22 protein-coding genes are annotated in these 21754 nt (G+C 39.5%); 7 read left to right on the top strand and 15 right to left on the bottom strand.

Annotation, left to right across the window (positions count from 1 at the left end):
* Nucleotides 1-198 precede the first annotated feature (198 nt).
* The 9 genes from NO346_RS12615 to ubiG form a co-directional block, all read right to left on the bottom strand.
* A complete protein-coding gene (locus NO346_RS12615) occupies nt 199-1005 on the bottom strand; it encodes an ATP-binding cassette domain-containing protein (protein WP_249570890.1) in 807 nt (268 codons plus the stop codon).
* A 13-nt stretch (nt 1006-1018) separates the two neighbouring features.
* Nucleotides 1019-1822, bottom strand: a complete 804-nt coding sequence (gene ssuC / locus NO346_RS12620; protein WP_256415383.1) for an aliphatic sulfonate ABC transporter permease SsuC — start codon at nt 1820-1822, stop codon at nt 1019-1021.
* Complete coding sequence (ssuD, locus tag NO346_RS12625) at nt 1819-2994, bottom strand: FMNH2-dependent alkanesulfonate monooxygenase (RefSeq protein WP_256415384.1); 1176 nt, start codon at nt 2992-2994, stop codon at nt 1819-1821. Before ssuD ends, ssuC begins: the two co-directional genes overlap by 4 nt.
* Before the next feature lie 141 nt (nt 2995-3135).
* Nucleotides 3136-4128 carry a sulfonate ABC transporter substrate-binding protein gene (locus NO346_RS12630; RefSeq protein ID WP_256415385.1) on the bottom strand — a complete coding sequence of 331 codons (993 nt, stop codon included), beginning with the start codon at nt 4126-4128 and terminating at the stop codon, nt 3136-3138.
* A 310-nt stretch (nt 4129-4438) separates the two neighbouring features.
* Complete coding sequence (gene argA / locus NO346_RS12635; protein WP_087544563.1) at nt 4439-5794, bottom strand: amino-acid N-acetyltransferase; 1356 nt, start codon at nt 5792-5794, stop codon at nt 4439-4441.
* Nucleotides 5795-5905: 111 nt separating this feature from the next.
* The gene (locus NO346_RS12640; protein WP_087536667.1) at nt 5906-6289 is read right to left on the bottom strand and encodes an RcnB family protein; all 384 of its coding nucleotides are present in this window, start codon (nt 6287-6289) and stop codon (nt 5906-5908) included.
* Between the two features lie 179 nt (nt 6290-6468).
* Nucleotides 6469-7215: a YciK family oxidoreductase gene (locus tag NO346_RS12645; protein ID WP_256415386.1), complete on the bottom strand. Its 747-nt coding sequence runs from the start codon at nt 7213-7215 to the stop codon at nt 6469-6471.
* Nucleotides 7216-7246: 31 nt separating this feature from the next.
* On the bottom strand, nt 7247-7945 hold the full coding sequence (locus tag NO346_RS12650) for an HAD family hydrolase (RefSeq protein WP_256415387.1): 699 nt from the start codon (nt 7943-7945) through the stop codon (nt 7247-7249).
* Nucleotides 7945-8658, bottom strand: coding sequence for a bifunctional 2-polyprenyl-6-hydroxyphenol methylase/3-demethylubiquinol 3-O-methyltransferase UbiG (ubiG, locus tag NO346_RS12655; RefSeq protein ID WP_256415388.1), 714 nt, complete (start codon nt 8656-8658; stop codon nt 7945-7947). Before ubiG ends, NO346_RS12650 begins: the two co-directional genes overlap by 1 nt.
* Nucleotides 8659-8836: 178 nt before the next feature.
* Here ubiG and NO346_RS12660 point away from each other — a divergent pair, with 178 nt between their 5' ends.
* Nucleotides 8837-9457, top strand: a complete 621-nt coding sequence (locus NO346_RS12660; protein ID WP_241284060.1) for a thiol:disulfide interchange protein DsbA/DsbL — start codon at nt 8837-8839, stop codon at nt 9455-9457.
* Between the two features lie 49 nt (nt 9458-9506).
* Here NO346_RS12660 and NO346_RS12665 read toward each other — a convergent pair whose 3' ends face one another.
* Both NO346_RS12665 and NO346_RS12670 read right to left on the bottom strand, forming a co-directional pair.
* Entirely contained in the window at nt 9507-10142 is a 636-nt protein-coding gene (locus NO346_RS12665) for a TetR/AcrR family transcriptional regulator (protein ID WP_004665358.1), read from the bottom strand.
* A gap of 107 nt (nt 10143-10249) precedes the next feature.
* Nucleotides 10250-10900, bottom strand: a complete 651-nt coding sequence (locus NO346_RS12670; protein WP_005163601.1) for a TetR family transcriptional regulator — start codon at nt 10898-10900, stop codon at nt 10250-10252.
* Between the two features lie 312 nt (nt 10901-11212).
* Between NO346_RS12670 and NO346_RS12675 the strand changes: the two genes are divergently transcribed.
* From NO346_RS12675 to NO346_RS12690, 4 genes are all read left to right on the top strand, one after another.
* Nucleotides 11213-12238 (top strand): flavin reductase family protein, encoded by a 1026-nt coding sequence (locus NO346_RS12675; RefSeq protein WP_256415389.1) that lies wholly within the window; start codon nt 11213-11215, stop codon nt 12236-12238.
* A gap of 30 nt (nt 12239-12268) precedes the next feature.
* The gene (locus tag NO346_RS12680; protein ID WP_256415420.1) at nt 12269-13411 is read left to right on the top strand and encodes an acyl-CoA desaturase; all 1143 of its coding nucleotides are present in this window, start codon (nt 12269-12271) and stop codon (nt 13409-13411) included.
* A 108-nt stretch (nt 13412-13519) separates the two neighbouring features.
* Nucleotides 13520-14236 (top strand): ribonuclease PH, encoded by a 717-nt coding sequence (gene rph, locus NO346_RS12685; protein WP_004665354.1) that lies wholly within the window; start codon nt 13520-13522, stop codon nt 14234-14236.
* 311 nt (nt 14237-14547) lie between these two features.
* The gene (locus tag NO346_RS12690) at nt 14548-14715 is read left to right on the top strand and encodes a hypothetical protein (RefSeq protein WP_005163598.1); all 168 of its coding nucleotides are present in this window, start codon (nt 14548-14550) and stop codon (nt 14713-14715) included.
* Here the strand turns inward: NO346_RS12690 and nadC are convergent.
* Entirely contained in the window at nt 14712-15557 is an 846-nt protein-coding gene (nadC, locus tag NO346_RS12695) for a carboxylating nicotinate-nucleotide diphosphorylase (RefSeq protein ID WP_256415390.1), read from the bottom strand. The genes NO346_RS12690 and nadC overlap by 4 nt on opposite strands.
* A 144-nt stretch (nt 15558-15701) precedes the next feature.
* Between nadC and ampD the strand changes: the two genes are divergently transcribed.
* The gene (ampD, locus tag NO346_RS12700) at nt 15702-16280 is read left to right on the top strand and encodes a 1,6-anhydro-N-acetylmuramyl-L-alanine amidase AmpD (RefSeq protein WP_256415391.1); all 579 of its coding nucleotides are present in this window, start codon (nt 15702-15704) and stop codon (nt 16278-16280) included.
* A gap of 62 nt (nt 16281-16342) precedes the next feature.
* On the top strand, nt 16343-17893 hold the full coding sequence (gene murJ, locus NO346_RS12705) for a murein biosynthesis integral membrane protein MurJ (RefSeq protein WP_256415392.1): 1551 nt from the start codon (nt 16343-16345) through the stop codon (nt 17891-17893).
* Between the two features lie 33 nt (nt 17894-17926).
* Here the strand turns inward: murJ and NO346_RS12710 are convergent, their stop codons facing one another.
* From NO346_RS12710 to NO346_RS12720, 3 genes are all read right to left on the bottom strand, one after another.
* The gene (locus NO346_RS12710) at nt 17927-18610 is read right to left on the bottom strand and encodes an FKBP-type peptidyl-prolyl cis-trans isomerase (RefSeq protein ID WP_005163592.1); all 684 of its coding nucleotides are present in this window, start codon (nt 18608-18610) and stop codon (nt 17927-17929) included.
* Between the two features lie 46 nt (nt 18611-18656).
* The gene (locus NO346_RS12715; protein ID WP_256415393.1) at nt 18657-19364 is read right to left on the bottom strand and encodes an FKBP-type peptidyl-prolyl cis-trans isomerase; all 708 of its coding nucleotides are present in this window, start codon (nt 19362-19364) and stop codon (nt 18657-18659) included.
* Between the two features lie 177 nt (nt 19365-19541).
* Complete coding sequence (locus tag NO346_RS12720; RefSeq protein ID WP_256415394.1) at nt 19542-21743, bottom strand: polysaccharide biosynthesis tyrosine autokinase; 2202 nt, start codon at nt 21741-21743, stop codon at nt 19542-19544.
* Nucleotides 21744-21754 lie beyond the last annotated feature (11 nt).

Here is a 21754-nt window from a genome sequence, read left to right on the forward strand (position 1 = left end):
TGTTTAATTCGTCTGATCACAGATACTTTATAAAGCATTTTAATACTTTTTTGAATCTGTCAATGCGTAAGTCCTATTGATAATACTTGAAATCTAAAAAATGAATTACATATTTTGTAAACAATTCAGTGTTAAATGCTGATGAATAAGCTCATTTTTTGATGCATATCCAGTGGAATTTATGATCATGGTGCGGTTTTAAGTTGCTAAAACCGCATCTAACACTTGTTGTTCCAACTGCGCAAATGCAATAGTTTTCTTACGTGGTCGTGGTAAATTCACTTGAAATTGATGTGCAATATGTCCTTGATCTAGCAAAATAATTCGATCTGCCAATTGTACCGCTTCACTCACATCGTGTGTGACCAAAATTGCAGTAAAACCTTGTTCTTTCCAAAGGCGTTCAATCAGGCTTTGCATTTCTAAACGTGTGAGAGCATCTAGCGCCCCTAAGGGTTCATCCAGTAATAAAATACGTGGTGCATGAGAAAGTGCTCTGGCTAATGCGGCACGTTGACGTTGACCTCCAGAGAGTTGAGTTGGCCACTGTGTGGATTTGTCTTTTAAGCCTACTTTTTCTAATAAATTTTCAGCAAGTAGGTGTTGATCTTTTGGTAAACCTAATTGTACGTTGTGTAAAATATTTTTCCATGGAAGTAAGCGTGGATCTTGAAACATAACGCGAATATCATCGTTTGTGATGCCTTCACGAAAGTTTCTTGCGGATTGAAATTTAATCTCGCCATAGCTTGGTTTTTCAAGTTGGGCGATTAAGCGGAGTAGGGTGCTTTTACCACAACCACTGCGACCTACTATGGCGACAAATTCACCTGCTTGAATATTTAAGTCTAAGTCTTCAAGCACTTTGACTTCACCATAAAACTTATACAGTTGTTCAATCAGAATATTTGCACCATTGCTATTGCTTGCAGTAGTCGATGCTTCAGATTCGCCAAGGGGTTGAATCAAGGGATTTTCATAGAAATTTAAATTTAGATTACTCATATAGTTGACCTTTTTATTTTTGATAGCCTGCATGCCAACGTAATAAATATCGCTCTAGTGCTCGTGCCAATACATCCGCTAATTTTCCAAGTATGGCGTAAAGTAAAATACCGACCAAAACGATATCGGTTTGCAAGAACTCACGTGCATTCATGGTCATATAGCCGATTCCTGCTTGAGCGGAAATCGTTTCGGCCACGATGAGCAATACCCAAACCAAACCTAAAGCAAAGCGTAGTCCAACTAAAATAGAAGGCATTGCTCCGGGTAGAATGATCTCTTTATACAATTGCCAGCGATTGAGTCCGTAACTTTTACCCATTTCAATCAACTGAGGGTCTACTGAGCGAATACCATGATAGGTATTGATGTAGATTGGGAAAAATACACCTACTGCGACTAAAAAGAGTTTGGCTGTTTCATCAATACCAAACCACAAAATTACCAGCGGAATGAGTGCTAGTGCAGGGATATTGCGGATCATTTGCAATGTGGTATCAAGTAAGGTCGATGCAATGCGTGATGAACCATTAAGTAGTCCTAAAAGTAGTCCGAGACCACCACCGACCAACAAACCAAGCAGGGCACGACTTGCGCTGACTTTGACATGGTGCCAAAGTTCACCACTGATCAGTAAGTGCCAAAAAGCACTCACTACAGCAGTTGGAGCAGGTAATACACGGCTCTGTAATAGACCTGAACTTGAAGCAGCTTGCCAAATCAGTAGCAATAAAACTGGAAACAACCACGCCAAGAGACTTTTGCCTATTTTTTGTGTTCCACGTGAAACATTATTTAGAAATGGTGTTGTACTCATGCCTCCTCCTGAACCAACGCTTTTGGTGTTTTGACCTCAGGCACATAGTTATTGGCAATGATTTCACCAAAAGGACCTGTGAGATGTGGTTGTGTCAGTTTCTCACGAGTTTTGAGTGGCAGAAGTGGAAATACTAATTCAGCAAAGCGGATCGATTCTTCCAAATGTGGATAGCCAGAGAAAATAAAGGTATCAATCCCCAAGTCAGCATATTCTTGAATACGTGCAGCAACAGTTTTTGGATCGCCGACTAAAGCTGTACCTGCACCGCCACGAACTAAACCGATACCTGCCCATAAGTTTGGTGAGACTTCTAATTGATCTTTGCGTCCGCCGTGTAAAGCCGCCATGCGTTGCTGCCCGACCGAGTCCATTTGTGCAAATTTTTTCTGCGCTGCTGCAATAGTCTCATCATCTAAATATTGAATGAGTTCATCCGCTGCAGCCCAAGCTTGTTCATTGGTTTCACGAACAATCACGTGCAATCGGATACCATAATTTAGAGTACGTCCTTTGGCTGCTGCCTGAGCACGTAAATGATTAATTTTTTCTTCCACCGCAGCAGGTGGTTCACCCCAAGTTAAATAAGTATCAACCTGTTCAGCGGCAAGTTCAGTTGCTTCTGTTGATGATCCACCAAACCATAAGGGAGGATAGGGCTTTTGCACAGGTGGATAAAGTAATTTTGCTTCATCGACACTGAGTCGTTCGCCATGAAAAGTAAAAGATTCACCTGTATGGGAGCGAGTCAGAATCTCACGCCAAATTTTGACATATTCAGAGGCAGTCTGATAACGAGTGCTGTGATCTTCATATAGACCATCGCCCTTGAGTTCCTGCTCGTCACCGCCTGTTACAAGATTGAGTAAAATACGACCATTGGAGAGGCGATCAAAGGTAGCAGCCATGCGTGCCGCCAATGCGGGGGGCGTAATTCCGGGACGTAGCGCCACCAAAAACTTTAATTGTTTGGTTGCATCAATGAGGCTGGCTGCTGTGATCCATGGATCTTCACAAGAACGACCTGTTGGAATCAATACACCAGCATAACCAAGGTTATCGACAGCAACGGCGATTTGTTTCATATAAGCATGATCGACCTGACGTGCGCCCTTGCTGGTGCCTAAGTAACGGCTGTCACCATGAGTGGGGATGAACCAGAAAATATTCATGTCGATATTCCTTATGAAGAATGAGATCATGTAAATGAGACAGATTGCATCGTGTTTTAGATTGCAATCTGCATGAGGGATAAAGCACTTTGATTGATCACAATCAAAACCAATGAGAAATTACCTAAAGTAGACTCTCAATTATTGAACTTGGTTTTTTAATACAGCATCTGCAATGACCAGTTGCTTTGGAATTAATTTCTGAGCAAAAAAGGCATCAGCTACGTACTGCTGTTCTTTTGTGACTTTTTCAGAAATTGGCTGAACGCCAAAACCCATCCGAGAAATTGAAGTTTTTAAAACATCGAGTTCAAGTGCGGTTGGTTTTTCGAGTAATTTTGCAGCATCATCAGGATGGATCTTTACCCAATCCGTGGTTTGATTCAATGTTGTCACCAGTGTTTTTAGAACTTCGGGATGTCCTTCCGCAAACTTACGATCAGCTAAATAGAATTGATGATTGCTGACCAAATGCTCGCCGTTTGCGATCACACGTGCATGGATTTGGTGCTCTGCTGCTGCGAAGAATGGATCCCATATCACCCAAGCATCGACTGCGCCTTTTTCAAATGCTGCGCGAGCATCTGATGGTGGTAAATAAACAGGCTGAATATCGTTTAAAGTTAAATTATTGGCTTCTAGTAATTTCAATAAAAGATAATGAACGTTTGAGCCTTTGTTCAATGCAATACGTTTACCTTTCAGGTCTTGTACAGATTGTATTGGTGAATCTTTTTGAACGATTAAGGCTTCTGCAGTAGGTGCTGGTGGCTGATTTGCAACATAGACCAAGTTAGGATTTGCTGCTTGAGCAAAGATCGGAGGCGCTTCACCGGCCTCACCAAATACGACACTACCTACATTTAAGCCTTCTAAAAGTTGGGGGCCGGCTGGAAATTCAACCCATTTTACATGGACGCCCTGAGCAGCAAGATTCTTTTCTAATTCACCTTTTGCTTTGACAATCGGCAAAATGCCATACTTTTGAAAGCCGATATTTAATGTGGTGGTTTCTTGTTTTGGTGTTGCTTGCTGTTCAGGTTTTTTTGCACAACCTGCAACGCCCATTACGCTAGCAATAGTTGCTGCGATGATGGTTGAAGTTGCCCATGAGCGATTGATAAAAATAGCCATGTTGATTGTACTCCCCAGAAAATTACAATATCTAAATAAGTTGAGCAATTAAGCTAAAACTTTTTTTAATGCATAAAAAATAAATAATTGGGCTTTGCTTATGATGAAAAGTGCAAAATAGAAAAATAGATAATGTTATTGAGAAGATGAATAAGCATTGAAATTTAATTAGTACTTAAGTTTCTGTTTTATATTTTTATTTTTAAAAATTCAGTGCGCTTATTTTTCTAATGAGCTGAATAAAAATAAAAATGAAAGAAGTCAAAAGATATCTTTATCAGAAATAAAGATATCTTCAGGTCAAATATAATTAGAACAAAACTTTTTTGAAGACTAAGGAATTACGCTGATAATTGTACAGCGCTTGTCGAGCATTCGGTAAATCATCAACACTTGCTGGGCTGAAACCCTGCTCTAAAAACCAATGTGCGGTACGGGTTGTGAGAACAAACAGTTGTTGAATACCTTGTTGTTTCGCTTTGGTTTCCAAAAATTGCAAAATTTGGCTACCACGGTTCGATTTACGATAACTCGAATCGACAGCGACACAGGCAATTTCAGCAGATTTAATTTCACCTGATTCAGCAGGAATAGGATAGAGCGCTGCACAGGCTAAGATCATGCCATCTCGTTCAATCACCGCGAACTGTTCTATTTCACTTTCAAGACGTTCACGTGAACGATAGACTAAAATACCTTCCTGTTCGAGTGGACGTAATAGGTTGATTAAACCGCCAACATCATGAATATTGGCAATGCGTACTTCTTCATAGTGGGCATCTGTGATTAAAGTGCCAATCCCGTCGCGTGTAAATAGTTCTTCAATTAAGGCACCATCATAAGTATATGAAATGAGGTGAACACGATGCACCCCAGATAATGAAGCTTGTTGAGCTTGTTTGAGGTGTAAGGCGAATTCTGGATATTGTGTTTGGTATTGTTGAATATAAGGTTCAAGTTGATACGAGCTTAATTCACGTAATAATTGTTGTTGCTCATTCATTAATCCTTGTTTTTCACCTAAGAAAATCAATTTATCGGCTTGTAATGCAGTTGCTGTTTTGGTCGCGACTTCTTCCGCCAATAAGTTAAATACTTCTCCAGTGGTTGAATAACCTGTAGGTCCTAGTAACACAATATTGTGATTATCTAAGTGGCGTTGAATCGCATCGGTATCAATTGAACGGACTTCACCTGTGAGCTGAAAATCAACCCCATCCCGAATGCCATAGGGTTTAGCCGTTACAAAGTTACCCGAAACGACATCAATACGGGCACCATACATGGGTGAATTGGCCAAGCCCATTGATAGAAGAGCTTCAATTTCTAAACGAATCGATCCAACTGCATTCATGATACTACGTAGTGATGCACGAGTTGTCACACGACGACTTTGATGAAAAGGCGTTTCAATTTGGCTTTCACGTAGATTTTGATTAATTTGTGGGCGTGCGCCATGCACCAAAATCAAACGAATCCCTAAAGAATGCAATAGGGCAATATCATGAATAATATGCTGAAAGTTTTGGTGTAAGACGGCCTCACCACCAAACATAAGCACAAAAGTTTTATCACGATGGGCATTAATATATGGTGCTGAGTGGCGAAACCAATGCACATAATCTTGCGTTGTGCTATGTGAAGTTTCAGTCATTTGGTTCGCCATGTTCATCTCAGATATACATCAATTTATCTGATTCTAACGAAAAAAATAAAAAGATAAATCTATTCCTAAAACAACGCTTCAACTTTGTACAGTCATCGTCCGAGAATATGTTTAGAACCCCATGATTCGGATAATACTATTATCATCAGAATTGACTAAAATAAAATCATTATTGATTTTATACCATTGCTCATTACGACCAGGGCGTGGGAGATTATTATATTTATAATCAACTTTGTAGCCGTTTCCGCGATAATGCTGTGGCATGACGTAACCTGCTTGCCAGCGATGTTGTTTTAAACGCTCAACACCACGTTCTTCACGCATACGACGTTCACGCATACGGTTTTCATCATCTGGACGATCAAAGTTACGACCTTGCCAGCCCCCACCGCGTGAGTCATCATCACGATCAAAATGTGGACCTGCAAAACTACCCATACTACTCAATAGGGTTGTTGAACCTAAAACCAAGATAATGAAAAATTTTTTCATGATGCACCTTATGGACTTCGGATGTCTCTCATGTGAAAACTGTACCTTAAAAATGCAGAGAAACTGTGAAGATCAATTCATTATTCCATTAAAAAGATGGAGATCCTTAAGCAATTTCTCTAGAAAAGTATCATCGAAGCCCGTATTTAATATAGTTTAAATTTATTATATTCAATTGGTTAAGATTGAGCGTCAATACTTTTTCCATTCATATCTAAACTATCATCACCCATCAAATAAAGATAAGCAGGCATAATACTATCTGGCGTTGGAAGAATTTTTGGATCTTCTTCTGGGTAAGCCTTCGCACGCATCGCTGTACGGGTACCGCCTGGATTAATACAGTTAAAACGAATGTTTGGATAGGTGTTTTCTGCTGCAAAGATCTTACTCATTGCTTCGGTTGCAACTTTAGAAACAGAGTATGCTCCCCATAAAGCACGAGCTTCACGACCTACACTCGAACTGGTAAATACCACTGAAGCATGTTCAGATTTTTCAAGCAGTGGTAATAATGCTTGAGTTAATGCGAAAGGTGCACGTAAATTTACAGCCATGACATCGTCCCAAACATCAACAGGGTAATCCGCTAGTTCAACTCGATCACCTAACATGCCCGCATTATGTAAAATGCCATCCAAGCGACCAAATTGTTGCTCAAGCGTATCGACAAGGAGCTCATAGTCATGACTGGATGCAGTTGAAAGCTGTAATGGCAATATTGCAGGCTGTGGTGCACCTAAACCTTCAATTTCATCATAAATGACTTCAAGTTTATTCAGGCTACGTCCATGCAAAACCACAGTTGCACCATGAAGGGCATAACTAAGAGCAGCAGCTCGACCAATTCCATCACCTGCGCCCGTGATGAGAATGATACGATCTTTGAGTAGATCTGGACGAGGTTGATATTCTGAATATTTCATTGTTATGCCTCATAGTTCTTATGTTGAATGTTTAGCTCATCATACCCTGATTTTCTGATAAAGCAGAGATTTTCTGTTTGAGCAGTTGATGTAACTCAGTCACAGTTTGGATAATTGCATCTGCTTGCCAAGCGTTCAGATCATCACGAGACTCTATTGGTAAATACCCGTAAGCTGCCAAAATGGTATACATCTCTGCATTTCGACCTGCATCAATATCACGTGGGTGATCCCCCACATAGATAATGTCTTTGGCATCCAGATTCAACTGTTTCGCCGCTAGATACATCGGTTCAGTATCGGGTTTGGTATGTGTGACATCTTCAGGACAAACCAAAACTGCACAGCGTTCGGTTAAATTTAATTCAGCCAATAATGATTCACTTAAACCACGTGGTTTATTGGTGACAATTCCCCAAGGAATCTGGTTTGCCTCAAGTTCTTCGAGCAGAGCATACATCCCAACAAATAAATCCGTATCCACCACAATATTGTCACCGTATACATCTAAAAAGCGCTGGCGATGGGCGAGAAAGATGGGATCGGTCACATCCAATTCTGGATACACCAATTTGACCATTGCCCGTGCGCCTTCAGATACTTGAGTGCGAATGGTTGCCGCATCAACAACAGGACGCTGTTCATCACGGCACATTTGTTGAATGATGCGAATAAAATCAGCAGCAGTGTCGATCAAAGTACCATCAAGATCAAATAAAACGGCTTTCATTAGGCACCTGTATTTGTGGTATGAACCATATAATTCACATCTACATTGGGTGCTAACCAATAATGCTTAGTGATAGGGTTGTAATGCAGGCCAGTCATTTCCTTTAAGGTAAGACCTGCATTGCGGATGTCATGCGCCATTTCCGATGGACGAATGAACTTATGATAATCATGGGTGCCTTTTGGCAGTAGGCGCAGCACATATTCCGCACCGATAATCGCAAACAAGTAGGATTTGGGATTACGGTTAATGGTGGAGAAGAACACATGACCACCTGGCTTGACCAAGCTTTGGCAAGCCTTGACGATGGAGGCTGGATCAGGAACATGTTCCATCATTTCCATACAGGTCACTACGTCATATTGTCCTGCATGTTGTTGCGCCAACTCTTCGACTGGGATTTGACGATATTCAATATTTTGCACATTGTCTTGCTGTGCGTGTAAACGTCCTACAGCCAGCGGTGCTTCACCCATGTCGATCCCTAAAACATCAGCGCCACGACGAGCCATACTTTCTGCCAAAATACCGCCACCACAGCCCACATCAAGTACTTTCTTACCTGCTAAGCCACCAACACGCTCATCAATCCAGTTTAAGCGTAACGGGTTGATTTGATGAAGTGGGCGGAACTCAGAATGTTGGTCCCACCATTTAGCAGCCAATGCTTCAAATTTTGCGATTTCTTGTGGGTCAACATTCAATTGTGCCATGGAAATACCTCTATATTAGGATGATTATTTCGGTTTAATCTGTTGTTAGTGTAGCGCTTCTTGAAAAAAAAGCGATAAATCCAATAAAAAACTTCACACAAGCAAAACGAATTAGTCGTGTTTGATTTATATTTAGCATATAAACTTACGAAAAATGCTTAGAGGAAAAGCAAACTCAATGAAAAAGTTAGTATTAGGTGGTTTAAGTGCAGCTGTAATGGCATTTTCGATGAATGCAATGGCTGCTGATTTTGTTGCTGGTAAAGACTATACCGTGGTTGCCAATCCGGGTAAAACAGCTGCGCCAGCGGGAAAAATTGAAGTACGTGAATTCTTCTGGTACGGTTGCCCGCACTGCTTTAAGCTTGAACCGCATATGCAAACGTGGTTAAAGAAGATTCCAAGCGATGTATATTTCCTCCGTACGCCTGCAGCGATGAATAAAGTATGGGAGCAGGGTGCTCGAGGTTACTATGTGTCTGAGGCACTAGGTGTACGTAAGAAAACCCATATTCCATTGTTCCATGCCATCCATGACGGCGGACAACAAATTTTTGATCAAGCATCACAAGCAAAATTCTTTGCCCGTTATGGCGTGCCTGAACAGAAATTTAACAGTATGTTTAACTCTTTCCCAATCACTGCAAAAGTGGCTGAGTCAAATAAATTGGCACAGCAATATCAACTTACGGGCGTACCTGCCGTTGTTGTAAACGGTAAGTATGTTGTGCAAGGTGAAGATGGAAAAGTGACACAAGTTGTTGATTACTTATTAGAAAAAGAACGTAAAGGGAAATAGTTCATACTATGAGCAATAAAAAAAGGACTGCAGTGGCAGTCCTTTTTATTTAGTTTTGATCGATTTGTAAATCTTTTAAATCGATTTGAACTTTTTGTGTCGGTAAAGACAGAGCTTGGTTTACATACAGGTTAATCAGCTTCTCACGAGAACCAATTGAACGCTGATAATAGCTTGAATTCAAGAGCAAAGCTGCGCCGTAAGTCAGAGACCAAATATAAGAAAGATAATCACGAATCGACATATCATAATTCTGTGATTTTAAATATTTTTCAGTCATATCTTTGAGCGAAATAATACGCTGTTGGCGGATTGCATAAAGCTCATCGAACAGATGTTTGAGCTTGGACTCAGTCATCGTCAGATGTTCTTCTAACTGATGCAGTAAAATCGTACGACTCGGTGAGGTTAAATGGTAAAGCATATAGCGAGGCGCATATTCTTTAACATCAGTGTTATATTTTTCTGAAATTTTTAGGATTTCTTTTTCATTTTGAATAATCAGTTCCAACAGTAATTCATTTTTACTGCGGAAATGTTTATATAAAGTACCTTTAGCAATATCTAGCTCGGCAACCAGTTCATCCAAGGTCATTTCTTGGTTGTTTTCTAATAAAAGTTTTTCTGCAACCTGCAAAATTTTTTCTTTACGAATTAAGAACTGAGTATGACGATCAGGATTCATGATGCTTATAGGCTCCTCATAGTGTTCTAAACGGCATTTGCATTAGTGTGTTATTAATCATAACGCTAAGCAATGCTTTTATATATCAAACTTTAGCTTTGATAAGATCAGGCGTTTTGTGGTTCCCAGTTCGAGATACCTCGGAAAAGTAAGCGGACTTGGGTCGCTGCATTGTCAATAAATAAGTTTTGTTGTTCTAACAAACGATCAATTGCAAATTGTTTCGGTAAGTTGATCCACGTCATTGCCCATGTAAATGACATATTAATCAGAATCGTTGATAACACTTGTAAATCTTTGGCTTCTCGAATGTGTTTAAAGGTCTCGAGTTTGCATAAATCGATTGCGAGATCTTCAATCAAAAATTCAATCTCACGTGCAATCGCAATACGAACAGTTTCGGAGCCGCCCCAACGTTCTGCAATCATAAATTGCCATTGCTGAGGGCTATGATTGACAGCCTGTACAAACAGTTCAATGCTTGTCCGTGTTTTAGCAGATCCGCTATGTTTTAAATAGCTTTGCCCCAATTGATGAATCAAGCTTTTTAAATGCAAAGACACTTGGTCAACCAGTTCTTGCCCTAATGCCTCCATATCTTGGAAATGACGATAAAATGCCGTTGGGACTAAGCCAACTTCACGTGCAACTTCACGCAAACTAATACTACTAAATGAACGCCCAGAAGTACTGAGGTGGAGCGCTGCATCAAGTAAAGCCTGACGACTCTGTTGTTTTCGTTCATCTCTAATCGACATGAATAAGATCCATTAAAACCATACGGTAGAGTCTAGCAAAAAAAACATCATTTTTTTAGCCCTAATCCAGAGCTAAATCAGACACATTTCCAATTAGACAAAGAAATATCAGCAATCGCTTTTGGCGTGGTGAAGCCTAAGAATAATTATTTTATTAATATTTCTAATTACTTATAAAAAAGCATAAAAAATTTTCAAAAAATAGTGAACAAGTGTTGACTCAGTGAACACAAATAAATATAGTGTACATATGTTCACTACAAGAACATTTGTTCACTCAAAATAAATAGCCAGATACAAAACGAGGAACGTATGAACGCAGAGTTAAGTTATCAGCCACATTGGATTCGCGAAGATTTTGTTGATTTTGTTTTGCAAAAAATAAAGCCAACGTTTGCTTGGAAACGCATTCTTGCAGAAGTTACCGTTGTAAAGTCGTTAAGCTCAGATATGGTTTTACTCACCATAAAACCAAACCACAACTTTGATTTAATTGAAGTTGAAGCAGGTAAAAGTGTTTTGATCACGCTAATGATCAATGGGGTTTATCACCAACGTAGCTATTCAATTGTCGATATTACTAAAAATGGTGAAATTCGATTAGGCATTAAAGTACAGGGCTTGGTGTCAAGCGCAGCACAACTTTTGCATGTGGGCGACAGTATTGAAATTTCGCAGGCACAAGGCGATTTTGTGCTACATCAAGGACAACAACCTGCGCTGTTAATTGCATCAGGTTCAGGGATCACTGCAATTTACTCATTGTTAAAACAGGCAGTTGCTCAAAAGCTTAAAGAAATTCATGTCGTGTATTTTAACCGCGCTGAAGTGTTCCATCAGGAAATATTGGCTTTAGCAGAACAATATCCACAACTGAAATATCACTTTTTTAATACAGCACAGCAAAAGCAGCATTTAGATACCGCTTTATTAGAAAAGTTAGTTCCGAATTTTAAAGAATTACAGGCATATGCTTGTGGGCATCACAGCATGATGCGCCAAGCACAAGAGATTTATGCTCAACAGGATGCAGCATCGAATTTTCATCAGGAATTTTTCCAACCTGTACAAATTGAGCAGTCTAACGAAGCTCAACCGATTACTTTCCGCCGTGCACAACAGAATTTTATTGCAACGACCAATCTATTAAGTAGTGCGGAGCAAGCAGGTTTACGCCCACAGCATGGTTGTCGCATGGGGGTATGTAATCGCTGTAGCTGTACCAAAGTTAGTGGTGTAACACAGAACGTGATTACGGGTGAGATTGATGATCAGCCTAATCGTGCGATCAAGTTATGTGTAAGCCAAGCCCTTAGCCCAGTCACGATTGACCTATAAAAACAAATATTGAGGATAATTGAAATGAATATGGCATTAGAATTTAAAGCAGCATCAAAGTCAGCACATTTAACGCCAGAGCAAGTTGAAGCATTTGGTCGTCGTGTCGAAGAAATTCGTCTAGCTGTGATGCAGAATTTAGGCGAAGAAGATTCAAAATATATCTATAAAGTCCGTAATTTTGTGCGTTATACCGAGATTGCATCTCGTGGCATGTTGATGTTCGGTGGTTGGATTCCGCCTGTATGGTTAGTGGGTACAGCAATGTTAGGTGTATCTAAAATCGTCGAAAACATGGAACTTGGACACAACGTTATGCATGGTCAGTTTGACTGGTTAAATGATCCAAGTTTACGTGGTGAAGATTATGATTGGGACAATACCTGTTCAGGCAATGATTGGCGTTTTACCCATAACTATATGCACCATACTTATACCAATATTGTGGGCAAAGACCATGACGTTGGCTATGGCATTTTACGTGTCACGGAAGACCAAAAATGGGAAGTTCGTCATTTGGCAAATATTCCATTGGCATTACAGTTAATGTTCTTTTTCCAATGGTATGTGGGCGTACAAAACCTACATTTAGAAGATGCTTTGGTCTACAAAACTAAAACATGGAAACAAGTGTGGGCAGATGCAGCCGAGTTTCGTAAAAAAGCGACTCGCCAAGTCCTCAAAGATTATGTGTTTTTCCCTGCGATTGCGACCATTAACTTTATCCCAGTATTGGCAGGCAATGCTGTAGCCAATGTGATTCGTAACTTATGGTCTTCGGCAGTGATTTTTAATGGTCATTTTACTGAAGATGCAGAAACCTTTGAAGCCGATAATACTGATAACGAAAGCAAGGCTGAATGGTACTTACGTCAGATCCGTGGTTCGAGCAACTTCACAGGTGGTAAGTGGATGCACTTTATGAGTGGTAACTTAAGCCATCAGATTGAGCACCATTTGTTCCCAGATATGCCAGCCAATCGTTATGAGCAAGTGGCACCACAGATCAGAGCTTTATGTGCTGAATATGGCGTGAACTATAACGAAGCGAATTTTATGAAGCAATTTTGGACAGTTTGGGTGCGCTTAGCAAAATGTTCATTGCCAAATGATACGTCGGCACAATTGGCGCAAGGTTGGACAAATTTAAAAGCGAGATTTAAATTTGCTTAAAGGATTGCTTATTCGTGGAATTGTAACGAATAAGTAAAACTGAAAGCACGTGTAATTGAGCTATACTATGGCGCAATCATATTTGTGCCATAGTTTTAAGGAATCGTTATGCGTATTGACCAAAGAGCATTAGACCAATTACGTGAAGTAAAAATCACACGTAACTATACCCGTTACGCAGAAGGTTCAGTTTTGGTTGAGTTTGGTCATACCAAAGTGTTGTGTACAGCAAGTATTGATAACTCAGTTCCACGTTTCTTGAAAGGTCAAGGGCAAGGTTGGGTGACTGCTGAATACGGTATGTTGCCACGTTCGACGCATACACGTAGTGACCGTGAGGCAGCGCGCGGTAAGCAAACAGGACGTACCCAAGAAATCCAACGTCTCATTGGTCGTAGTCTTCGTGCCATGGTGGATTTGAAGAAGTTGGGTGAGAACACGATTACGATTGACTGTGATGTCATTCAAGCAGATGGCGGTACGCGTACAGCAGCCATTACAGGCGCAGCGGTGGCTTTAGTTGATGCCATGAATGTGTTACTGAGCAATAAAAAGATTAAACAAGACCCATTAAAAGGTCTCGTAGCAGCAATCTCAGTAGGAATGTACCAAGACGAAGTCTTACTCGATTTGTGTTACGAAGAAGATTCAAATTGCCAAACGGATTTAAACGTGGTGATGACGCAGGCGGGCGAATTTATTGAGATTCAGGGAACGGCGGAAGAGAAACCGTTCACTCGCCAGCAGTCTAATGCCATGTTAGAGCTTGCAGAAAAAGGAATCGCAGAATTGATTCAGAAGCAACAGCAGGCACTCGGTTGGTAATCTCCAGTTGATAGTGTGGGCGGTCTGGTATGTTTAGACCGCCTTTTTTTTATTTATCAATTTAGATGCTAATGAAGCATAAACCTATAAATACCCAGAAAAATGAGTATAAACCAAGTCAAAAGTCCAACCATAGCATATCAACACGAACTTGTTGCCAAGGGCTGTAACAGCAAGTAACGAAATAAACAGATCAATTTATTTCTCAACATAAAATCAAACAATCTTTGCAGTTTGTCACATAACCCATTTATTTGAATCATTTTGCTTTGATAGATTAGAAAAATGAAAAATAAAGAAGGACGGGAAGCATGGTACAAGTTTTTTTGGTTTTATTAACGGCAGTGACTTTTGTTTTAATGGCTGCGGATCCAAGACCAACAGATTTGACACAAGCTAAGTCAGCATGGAGTGAAAAAGCCGAAGCATCTATCGATACTTCGACTCATAAGCATTCAACTGAGATAGATGATGTCTAAGCATTAAAACGCATAGATAAATCGACAGCTCTCACATCCTTAGTGAGTACACCCATTGAAATATAGTCGACGCCAGTTGTTGCAACTTCGCGTAAATTTTCAATGGTAATATTGCCTGAGGCTTCTAATTTGCAACGCCCTGCAACATGTTTAACCGCGTCAATCATCTGTTGTTGGCTGAAATTATCTAGCATTACAATATCTGCACCAGCTTCAAGTGCTTGGTTTAACTCGTCCCAAGTCTCAACTTCTACTTCGACAGGTTTACCCGGTGCAATGTCATGTGCCTTAGCAATTGCTTGAGCAATACCACCCGCTGCCATGATATGGTTTTCTTTAATTAAGAATGCATCAAATAGACCTAGACGATGGTTCTGTCCACCACCCACAGCAACTGCATATTTTTGTGCAATACGTAGACCGGGTAAGGTTTTACGTGTATCAAGCAATTTGGTATTTAAACCCTCAAGATGTTGCACATAATTTGCAGTTTTAGTCGCCACAGCAGAAAGAGTTTGAATAAAGTTTAAAGCAGGGCGTTCCACAGTCAGTAAACTACGTGCAGAACCTGCAAGTTTTAAAAACGCCTCATTTGCCGCTACACGTTCACCCTCTTGCTTTAGCCATGTAATTTGAACATTACTGTCATATGCTTGAATGAGTGCATTCACCCAAGGCTGACCCGCCAATACCATATCTTCACGGGTAATAATCGTTGCGGTTGCTTGCTCTTCTTCAGGGGTAAGCATTGCGGTAATATCACCATCCCCAATATCTTCTTGTAATGCTTGTTGAATATTGATTTGAATAGATTGTTCAAGCAAAGATTGAGGAATACTCATACCCGTTCCAGTAGATGTTGACCAAAAAACTTGTGCGATATATTAGCACCCTCCTCATAAAAAATAAGTATTTCATCTCGATTATTCCTGATAAAGCATGTCAGAATGCAGTAAATAAACATTAAATTGCTGATTCGGGTCATAATGCAACAGACTAAATTTACTCAAGTGCAAGATGGAAAATTAATCGGTGCGACCCAGATTGCATCACCTAATTTTAATACTCGTCCTGATGATACAGATATTCAACTAATTGTTATTCATAATATTAGTTTGCCACCTTCACAGTTCGGTGGAGGCTATATTCAGCAGTTTTTTCAAAATAAATTAGATTGGTCTATCCATCCATATTTTCAGACCATTGAAGGGATGCAGGTATCCGCACATTTGCTGATCTTGCGTACGGGAGAGGTCATTCAATTTGTAAACTTTAATGATCGTTCATGGCATGCAGGACGCTCGAGTTATCTGGCTCAAAAAGAATGTAATGATTATTCGATTGGGATCGAGTTAGAAGGCAGCGATAATTTGCCTTTTGAAATTGAACAATATCAGGCTCTCGTAGAAGTCGTATCGGTACTGCGACAGGCCTATCCAAAAATTCAGAATCATATTGCAGGTCACTCTGATATCGCCCCAAAACGTAAAACTGATCCCGGGTTATATTTTGATTGGCAATTATTCCGTCAATTACTATCTAAAAAAACTTCGTCGAATTTATGATTTCACAACGAAATCTATTTTGACTTTCATTACAATAACGCTTTTTAAAAGATAAGCCGTAGGTGAATGCGATGGCATTGTGGCGATCGACTGTCATTGTCAGTGCAATGACGATGTTATCCCGAATTTTGGGATTAGTGCGTGATGTTGTGCTACTCAATGTATTTGGTGCGGGCAAGGACTTCGATACTTTCGTTGTTGCCTTTCGTATTCCCAACTTTTTTCGGCGTTTATTTGCGGAAGGGGCATTTTCTCAAGCCTTTATTCCTGTTCTAACAGAATATAAAACCAGTCGTGCGCATGCCGAAGTTCAGATTCTCATCAGTCGAGTTTTTGGTTGTCTACTCACAGCCATGTCATTATTGACGTTTGTTGCAATGGTTGCTGCACCTGCAATTATTTATATCTACGCACCTGGATTTCATAACGATCCTGAGAAATTTGACCTTGCCGTTGATATGTTTCGTCTTACGATTCCCTATCTGATGTTCATGTCATTAACGGCTTTTGCCAGCAGTATTCTCAATAGCTATGGTTCATTTGCATCACCTGCTTTCTCGCCTGTATTACTCAATGTCGCAATGATCGCAGGGGCGTGGTGGCTAACGCCGTATATGGCTGAACCGATCATGGCATTGGGTTGGGCGGTAGTTGTGGCGGGTATTTTGCAGCTTGCCATCCAGATTCCAGAGTTATGGAAAAAGAATCTACTGATTCCACCCAAGGTTGATTTTAAACATGAAGGTGTTGACCGTATTTTAAAACTGATGTTACCTGCTTTATTTGGTGTATCAGTCACGCAGATCAACTTATTGCTGAATACGATTTGGGCTTCATTCATGCAAGATGGTTCAGTGTCATGGTTATATAGTGCTGAACGTATGACAGAGCTGCCATTGGGTTTAATTGGCGTAGCAATCGGTACAGTGATTTTACCTTCGTTATCAGCACGTCATGCCGAACAGGATCAGGCCAAATTCAGGAGCATGATTGACTGGGCTGCCAAGATCATTATGTTGGTGGGCATTCCTTCGAGCATTGCATTATTTATGCTGTCGACACCGATTATTCAAGCCTTGTTCCAACGTGGTGAATTTACGTTGGAAGATACACGAATGACAGCATTAGCCTTGCAATGTATGAGTGCAGGGGTGATTTCATTTATGTTGATCAAAGTATTTGCACCTGGGTTTTACGCTCAGCAAGACACCAAAACCCCTGTTCGTGTCGGTTTGATGGCGGTGGCTGCCAATGCGATTTTAAACGTCGTTTTTATCGGTTTCTTTAAATTAATTGATTGGCATGCAGAACACATGGCTTTAGCTTTAGCATCATCAGGCTCAGCTTTGGTGAATGCAGGCATGTTGTATTTCTATTTGCACAAACGCAATATCTATCGTTTTGGAACGCACTGGAAGAAACTAGCGCTCCAATATGCAATTGCGAACATCACTATGATTGTCGCGCTTTGGTATGGTTTAAGTTGGTATCAAGGCGATGTTTCACAATGGTTACGCATCGCTGAAGTGGCTGGTTTATGTGTAATTGGTGTGGTGGCCTATGTGATTGGATTATTGATTACAGGTTTTAGACCAAGACAACTTAAGCATTAATATAAAAAAACCTCCTGTACAGGAGGTTTTTTCTTATTTTACTTCTAGTAATTCAATATCGAAAATGAGTGTGCTATTTGGCGCAATCACATCGCCTGAACCCACTTCGCCATATGCTAAATTTGCTGGAATAAAGAAACGACTCTTACCACCCACTTTCATGGTTTGAACGCCTTCAGTCCAACCTGCGATGACTTGGTTAAGTTTGAATTCAACTGGATGATTTCGTGCAATTGAACTATCAAATACCGTATCGTCTAAGAGTCGTCCTTCGTAATTTACTTTCACTGTTGAAGTTGCTTTAGGTGATTTACCTTTGCCTTCTTGGATCACTTGGTACTGTAAACCTGATTTGGTGGTTATAATCTCAGCTTTCTTTGTATTTTCAGCTAAAAACGTTTTTCCAATTTGCTCATTTTTTTGAGCAAGTTCCTGAAATTCTATCAGTTGTTTTGCTTCGAGACGCTTTTTATATTGGCTTAATAGGTTAATCATTTCTTCATCAGTTAACGATGCAGACTTACCTTGTATCGCTTCTTCTAGACCTTGTGAGATTGTTGCAATATCAAGATCTTTTAATGTCTCTGCGTAACTCTTACCAATTAAATAACCGTAACTATATCCTAACTGATCTTTTTGTGGGCTTTTTAAAGTAATGGGTGCTGCATGTGCTGTGCTCATCATTGAGACAATTAAAATCAAACTTAGTTTTTTCATTATTTCTTCCAAAATAAAGGAGAGCGTATGCTCTCCTTGGTACTAATTATTTTACAGCGATTAATTCGACATCAAAAATTAATGTGCTATTTGGTGGAATAGAACCAGGAACACCTTGTTCTCCATAAGCAAGTTGAGAAGGGATATAAAGCGTTGCTTTGCCACCTTCTTTCATTAATTGTAAACCTTCTGTCCAACCGGGAATGACTTGGTTGAGTGGAAATTCGATTGGCTCACCACGGTCATAAGAACTGTCAAAGACCTTACCATCGGTTAATTGACCTTTGTAGTGAACTTTCACAACAGAGGTTGCAACAGGTTGTTTGCCAGTACCTTCTTTAATAATTTTGTACTGTAAACCGGAAGCCGTTGTTTTTACACCTTCTTTTTTCTCATTCTCAGCTAAAAAACTATTGTTTGTGGTTTCAGCTTTTTTGGTTTCATTAAGTTGTTTTTGTTGAAGTTCCTTTTGGAATTCCATATAAGCAGCTTGTAATTCTTCTTCGGTGTATGCAGCAGGCTTTTTGGCATGCCCATCACGGAAACCTGTGATAAATGCAGCTGTTTCCAATTCAGGTGGTGTTTGTTTTGCAACTTCATAGCCTAAGGCATAACTGATTTTTGCAACAGGTGCTGCATTCTTATCCACTTTTGATCCAAGTTCAGTCGTTGGGTGCTGGGTAGCATAGTAAACAGGAACAAGGGCTGCGCCACCTAAAACGACTGCTGCAATGACAGGTAAAGCTTTACTCATGAGATGTCCGAAGTAAGATTTTAATAAAAAATATGGTCATGATCTTAGCATGTCTAAGCTTAAGCATTGAATAACTCAGCTAAAAAATGCGTGTATTTTTTATATAGTTTCTGTGTTTATCAATAAAAAGCCAGACTATGAGATCTGGCTTTTTGATATGACTGTTATGATGGATTTTTAATCATCTTTATTTGCTTTGTAAGCATATGAATAATTGTACCCATACCCATACCCATACCCATACCCATACCCAGCACCAGCACGTTGAATATCATTTAAAATGAAGCCATTTACTTTGACATTCGCTTGTTCAAAGCGACTTAAACTTAGTTCAAGCTCTTTCATTTGTGATTTAGCATAGCGTGCTACAAGTAAGTTCACACCCGCATATTGAGAAATGATAATTGCATCGGTTACAGCAAGTACAGGTGGTGTATCAATGATAATATGATCATATTCTTGGCTTAATTGATTAAGTAATAATTCAAACTGCTCAGATCCTAACATTTCCGATGGATTCGCTGGACTTTTACCCCGTGTAATAATACTTAAGCCATCTACTTCAGTTGTATGAACTACTTGGTTTAGATCAGCTTGATGACTTAAAAATTCAGATAAACCAGGCTTTACATCTAAATTAAAATATTTATGCATATAGCCACGACGCATATCTGCATCAATCAACAAAACTTTCTTGTTAGTTTGTGCAAGAATAGTGGCCAAATTGGTTGAAATAAATGATTTACCAACTTCAGGAGAAGGACCTGCAATAACAATAATATTATTCTTCGCATTTACGAGTGCAAAATGAATCGCTGTTCGAATACTACGTAAACTTTCGATCGCAATATCATCATTATGCTTAACCGCAAGGATAGGAATACTCTTCTTTTTCTTTAAAATACTGATACGTGTCTCTTGAATCGGAGAGCGTGGTACAGTTGCGTAAACAGGTAAATTAAATTCATTTTCAATTTGCCCACTATCTTTGATACCCGTACGCAACATATTACGTAACAAAGCAATAAGTGTACCAATGAATCCACCAAAGAAAATAGCAAGAATAAGTACTTGTAATTTCTTTGGCTTAATTGGTTCAACAGGTTCAACCGCAGTATCTACAATACGAACATTACCAATTTCGCCTGCTTTGGCAATTCGAAGTTGTTGATACGAATTCAATAAAGCAGTGTAAAGTTGGGTTTTTACTTCAACTTCACGATACAGTTGCAAGTATTGTCTTTGGATGTCTGGAAGTTGTTTTAATGTACTATTTAAATCACCAATTTGTTTATTAATTGCAGCAATTTGAGCATTAATTTCTCGCATCGCTGGATGTTCAGCAGTGTATTTTGCTGCCAAATCTGCTTGTTGTTGTTGCAACTCTATTCTTTTTGTTTCTAAAGTGATGCTTTGGGTAAGGTAAAGCTCAGACTCTTTGGTGACATCAACAGTATTATGTTTTTGGCGAAATTTATTAAATTCACGTTCTGCATTATCAAGTTGTTTCTTTAACTCTGGTAGTTGTTCATCTAGAAACTTAAGCGTTTGGGCAGTTTCAGCAGAACGGCGGGCTACATTTTGGGCACTATAAGCTGATAATATTGCATTTAAAACGTTAGTAATATGTTGTTTATCTTGACCTTGATAACTTAAACCAAGAATTCCAGTCATTTTTCCTCTTTCTGCAACGGTATAATTTAAACTAATAGCATTGACAGCAGCGGGTAAAGATTTCTTATGAATTCGGTATGCACTGGTTAAAGTATCTTTTGTAAAAACACTTATTTTCCATGCGCCATATTTATTCTGAATAGAGTTTGATTGATTAATCATGCCAGTAAATATAACCTGATCATTTTTTGGATCGACTAAGAAAAAGTCCCGATTTTTGAAAGTAAGTGTAAGTCCTTTATCAATAAATTGATTTGGTATTAGAAAATCTCGGACTTCAAACTGCTTGGTATTATCTTTAAAGATGACAGATTTAGGATTATATTCGGTTGCGTAATGTGGTTTTTTCAATAAACGATTACGTAAAGTATCTTCTGTACTTGAAATATTGAGATCAAGATGAAGTGCTTGAATTACTGATCCTAAAACTAAACGGGATTTTAGAATTTCGATTTCAGACTGAGCGGGTGATTTTTGTTCAATCATTTGTGATAAATCACCCAATAAAGCAGCAGAAGCCCCTTTACTGTCTTCAACTTGAACTAAGGCATCAACTGAATAGGTATCAGGTGTTGCACGAAGGTACAAAAGTGCACATACAAGACTAAGAATAATAAATAAAGCGATTAATTTCCATTGAGCAATAAGAGAGAAAAAAAGCTCTTTCAAGTCAATTGTGTCTTCAGTATTGGTATTTTGGCTCATAATCTTAATCT

This window comes from Acinetobacter sp. 5862 (assembly GCF_024494585.1).
GTDB lineage: Bacteria > Pseudomonadota > Gammaproteobacteria > Pseudomonadales > Moraxellaceae > Acinetobacter.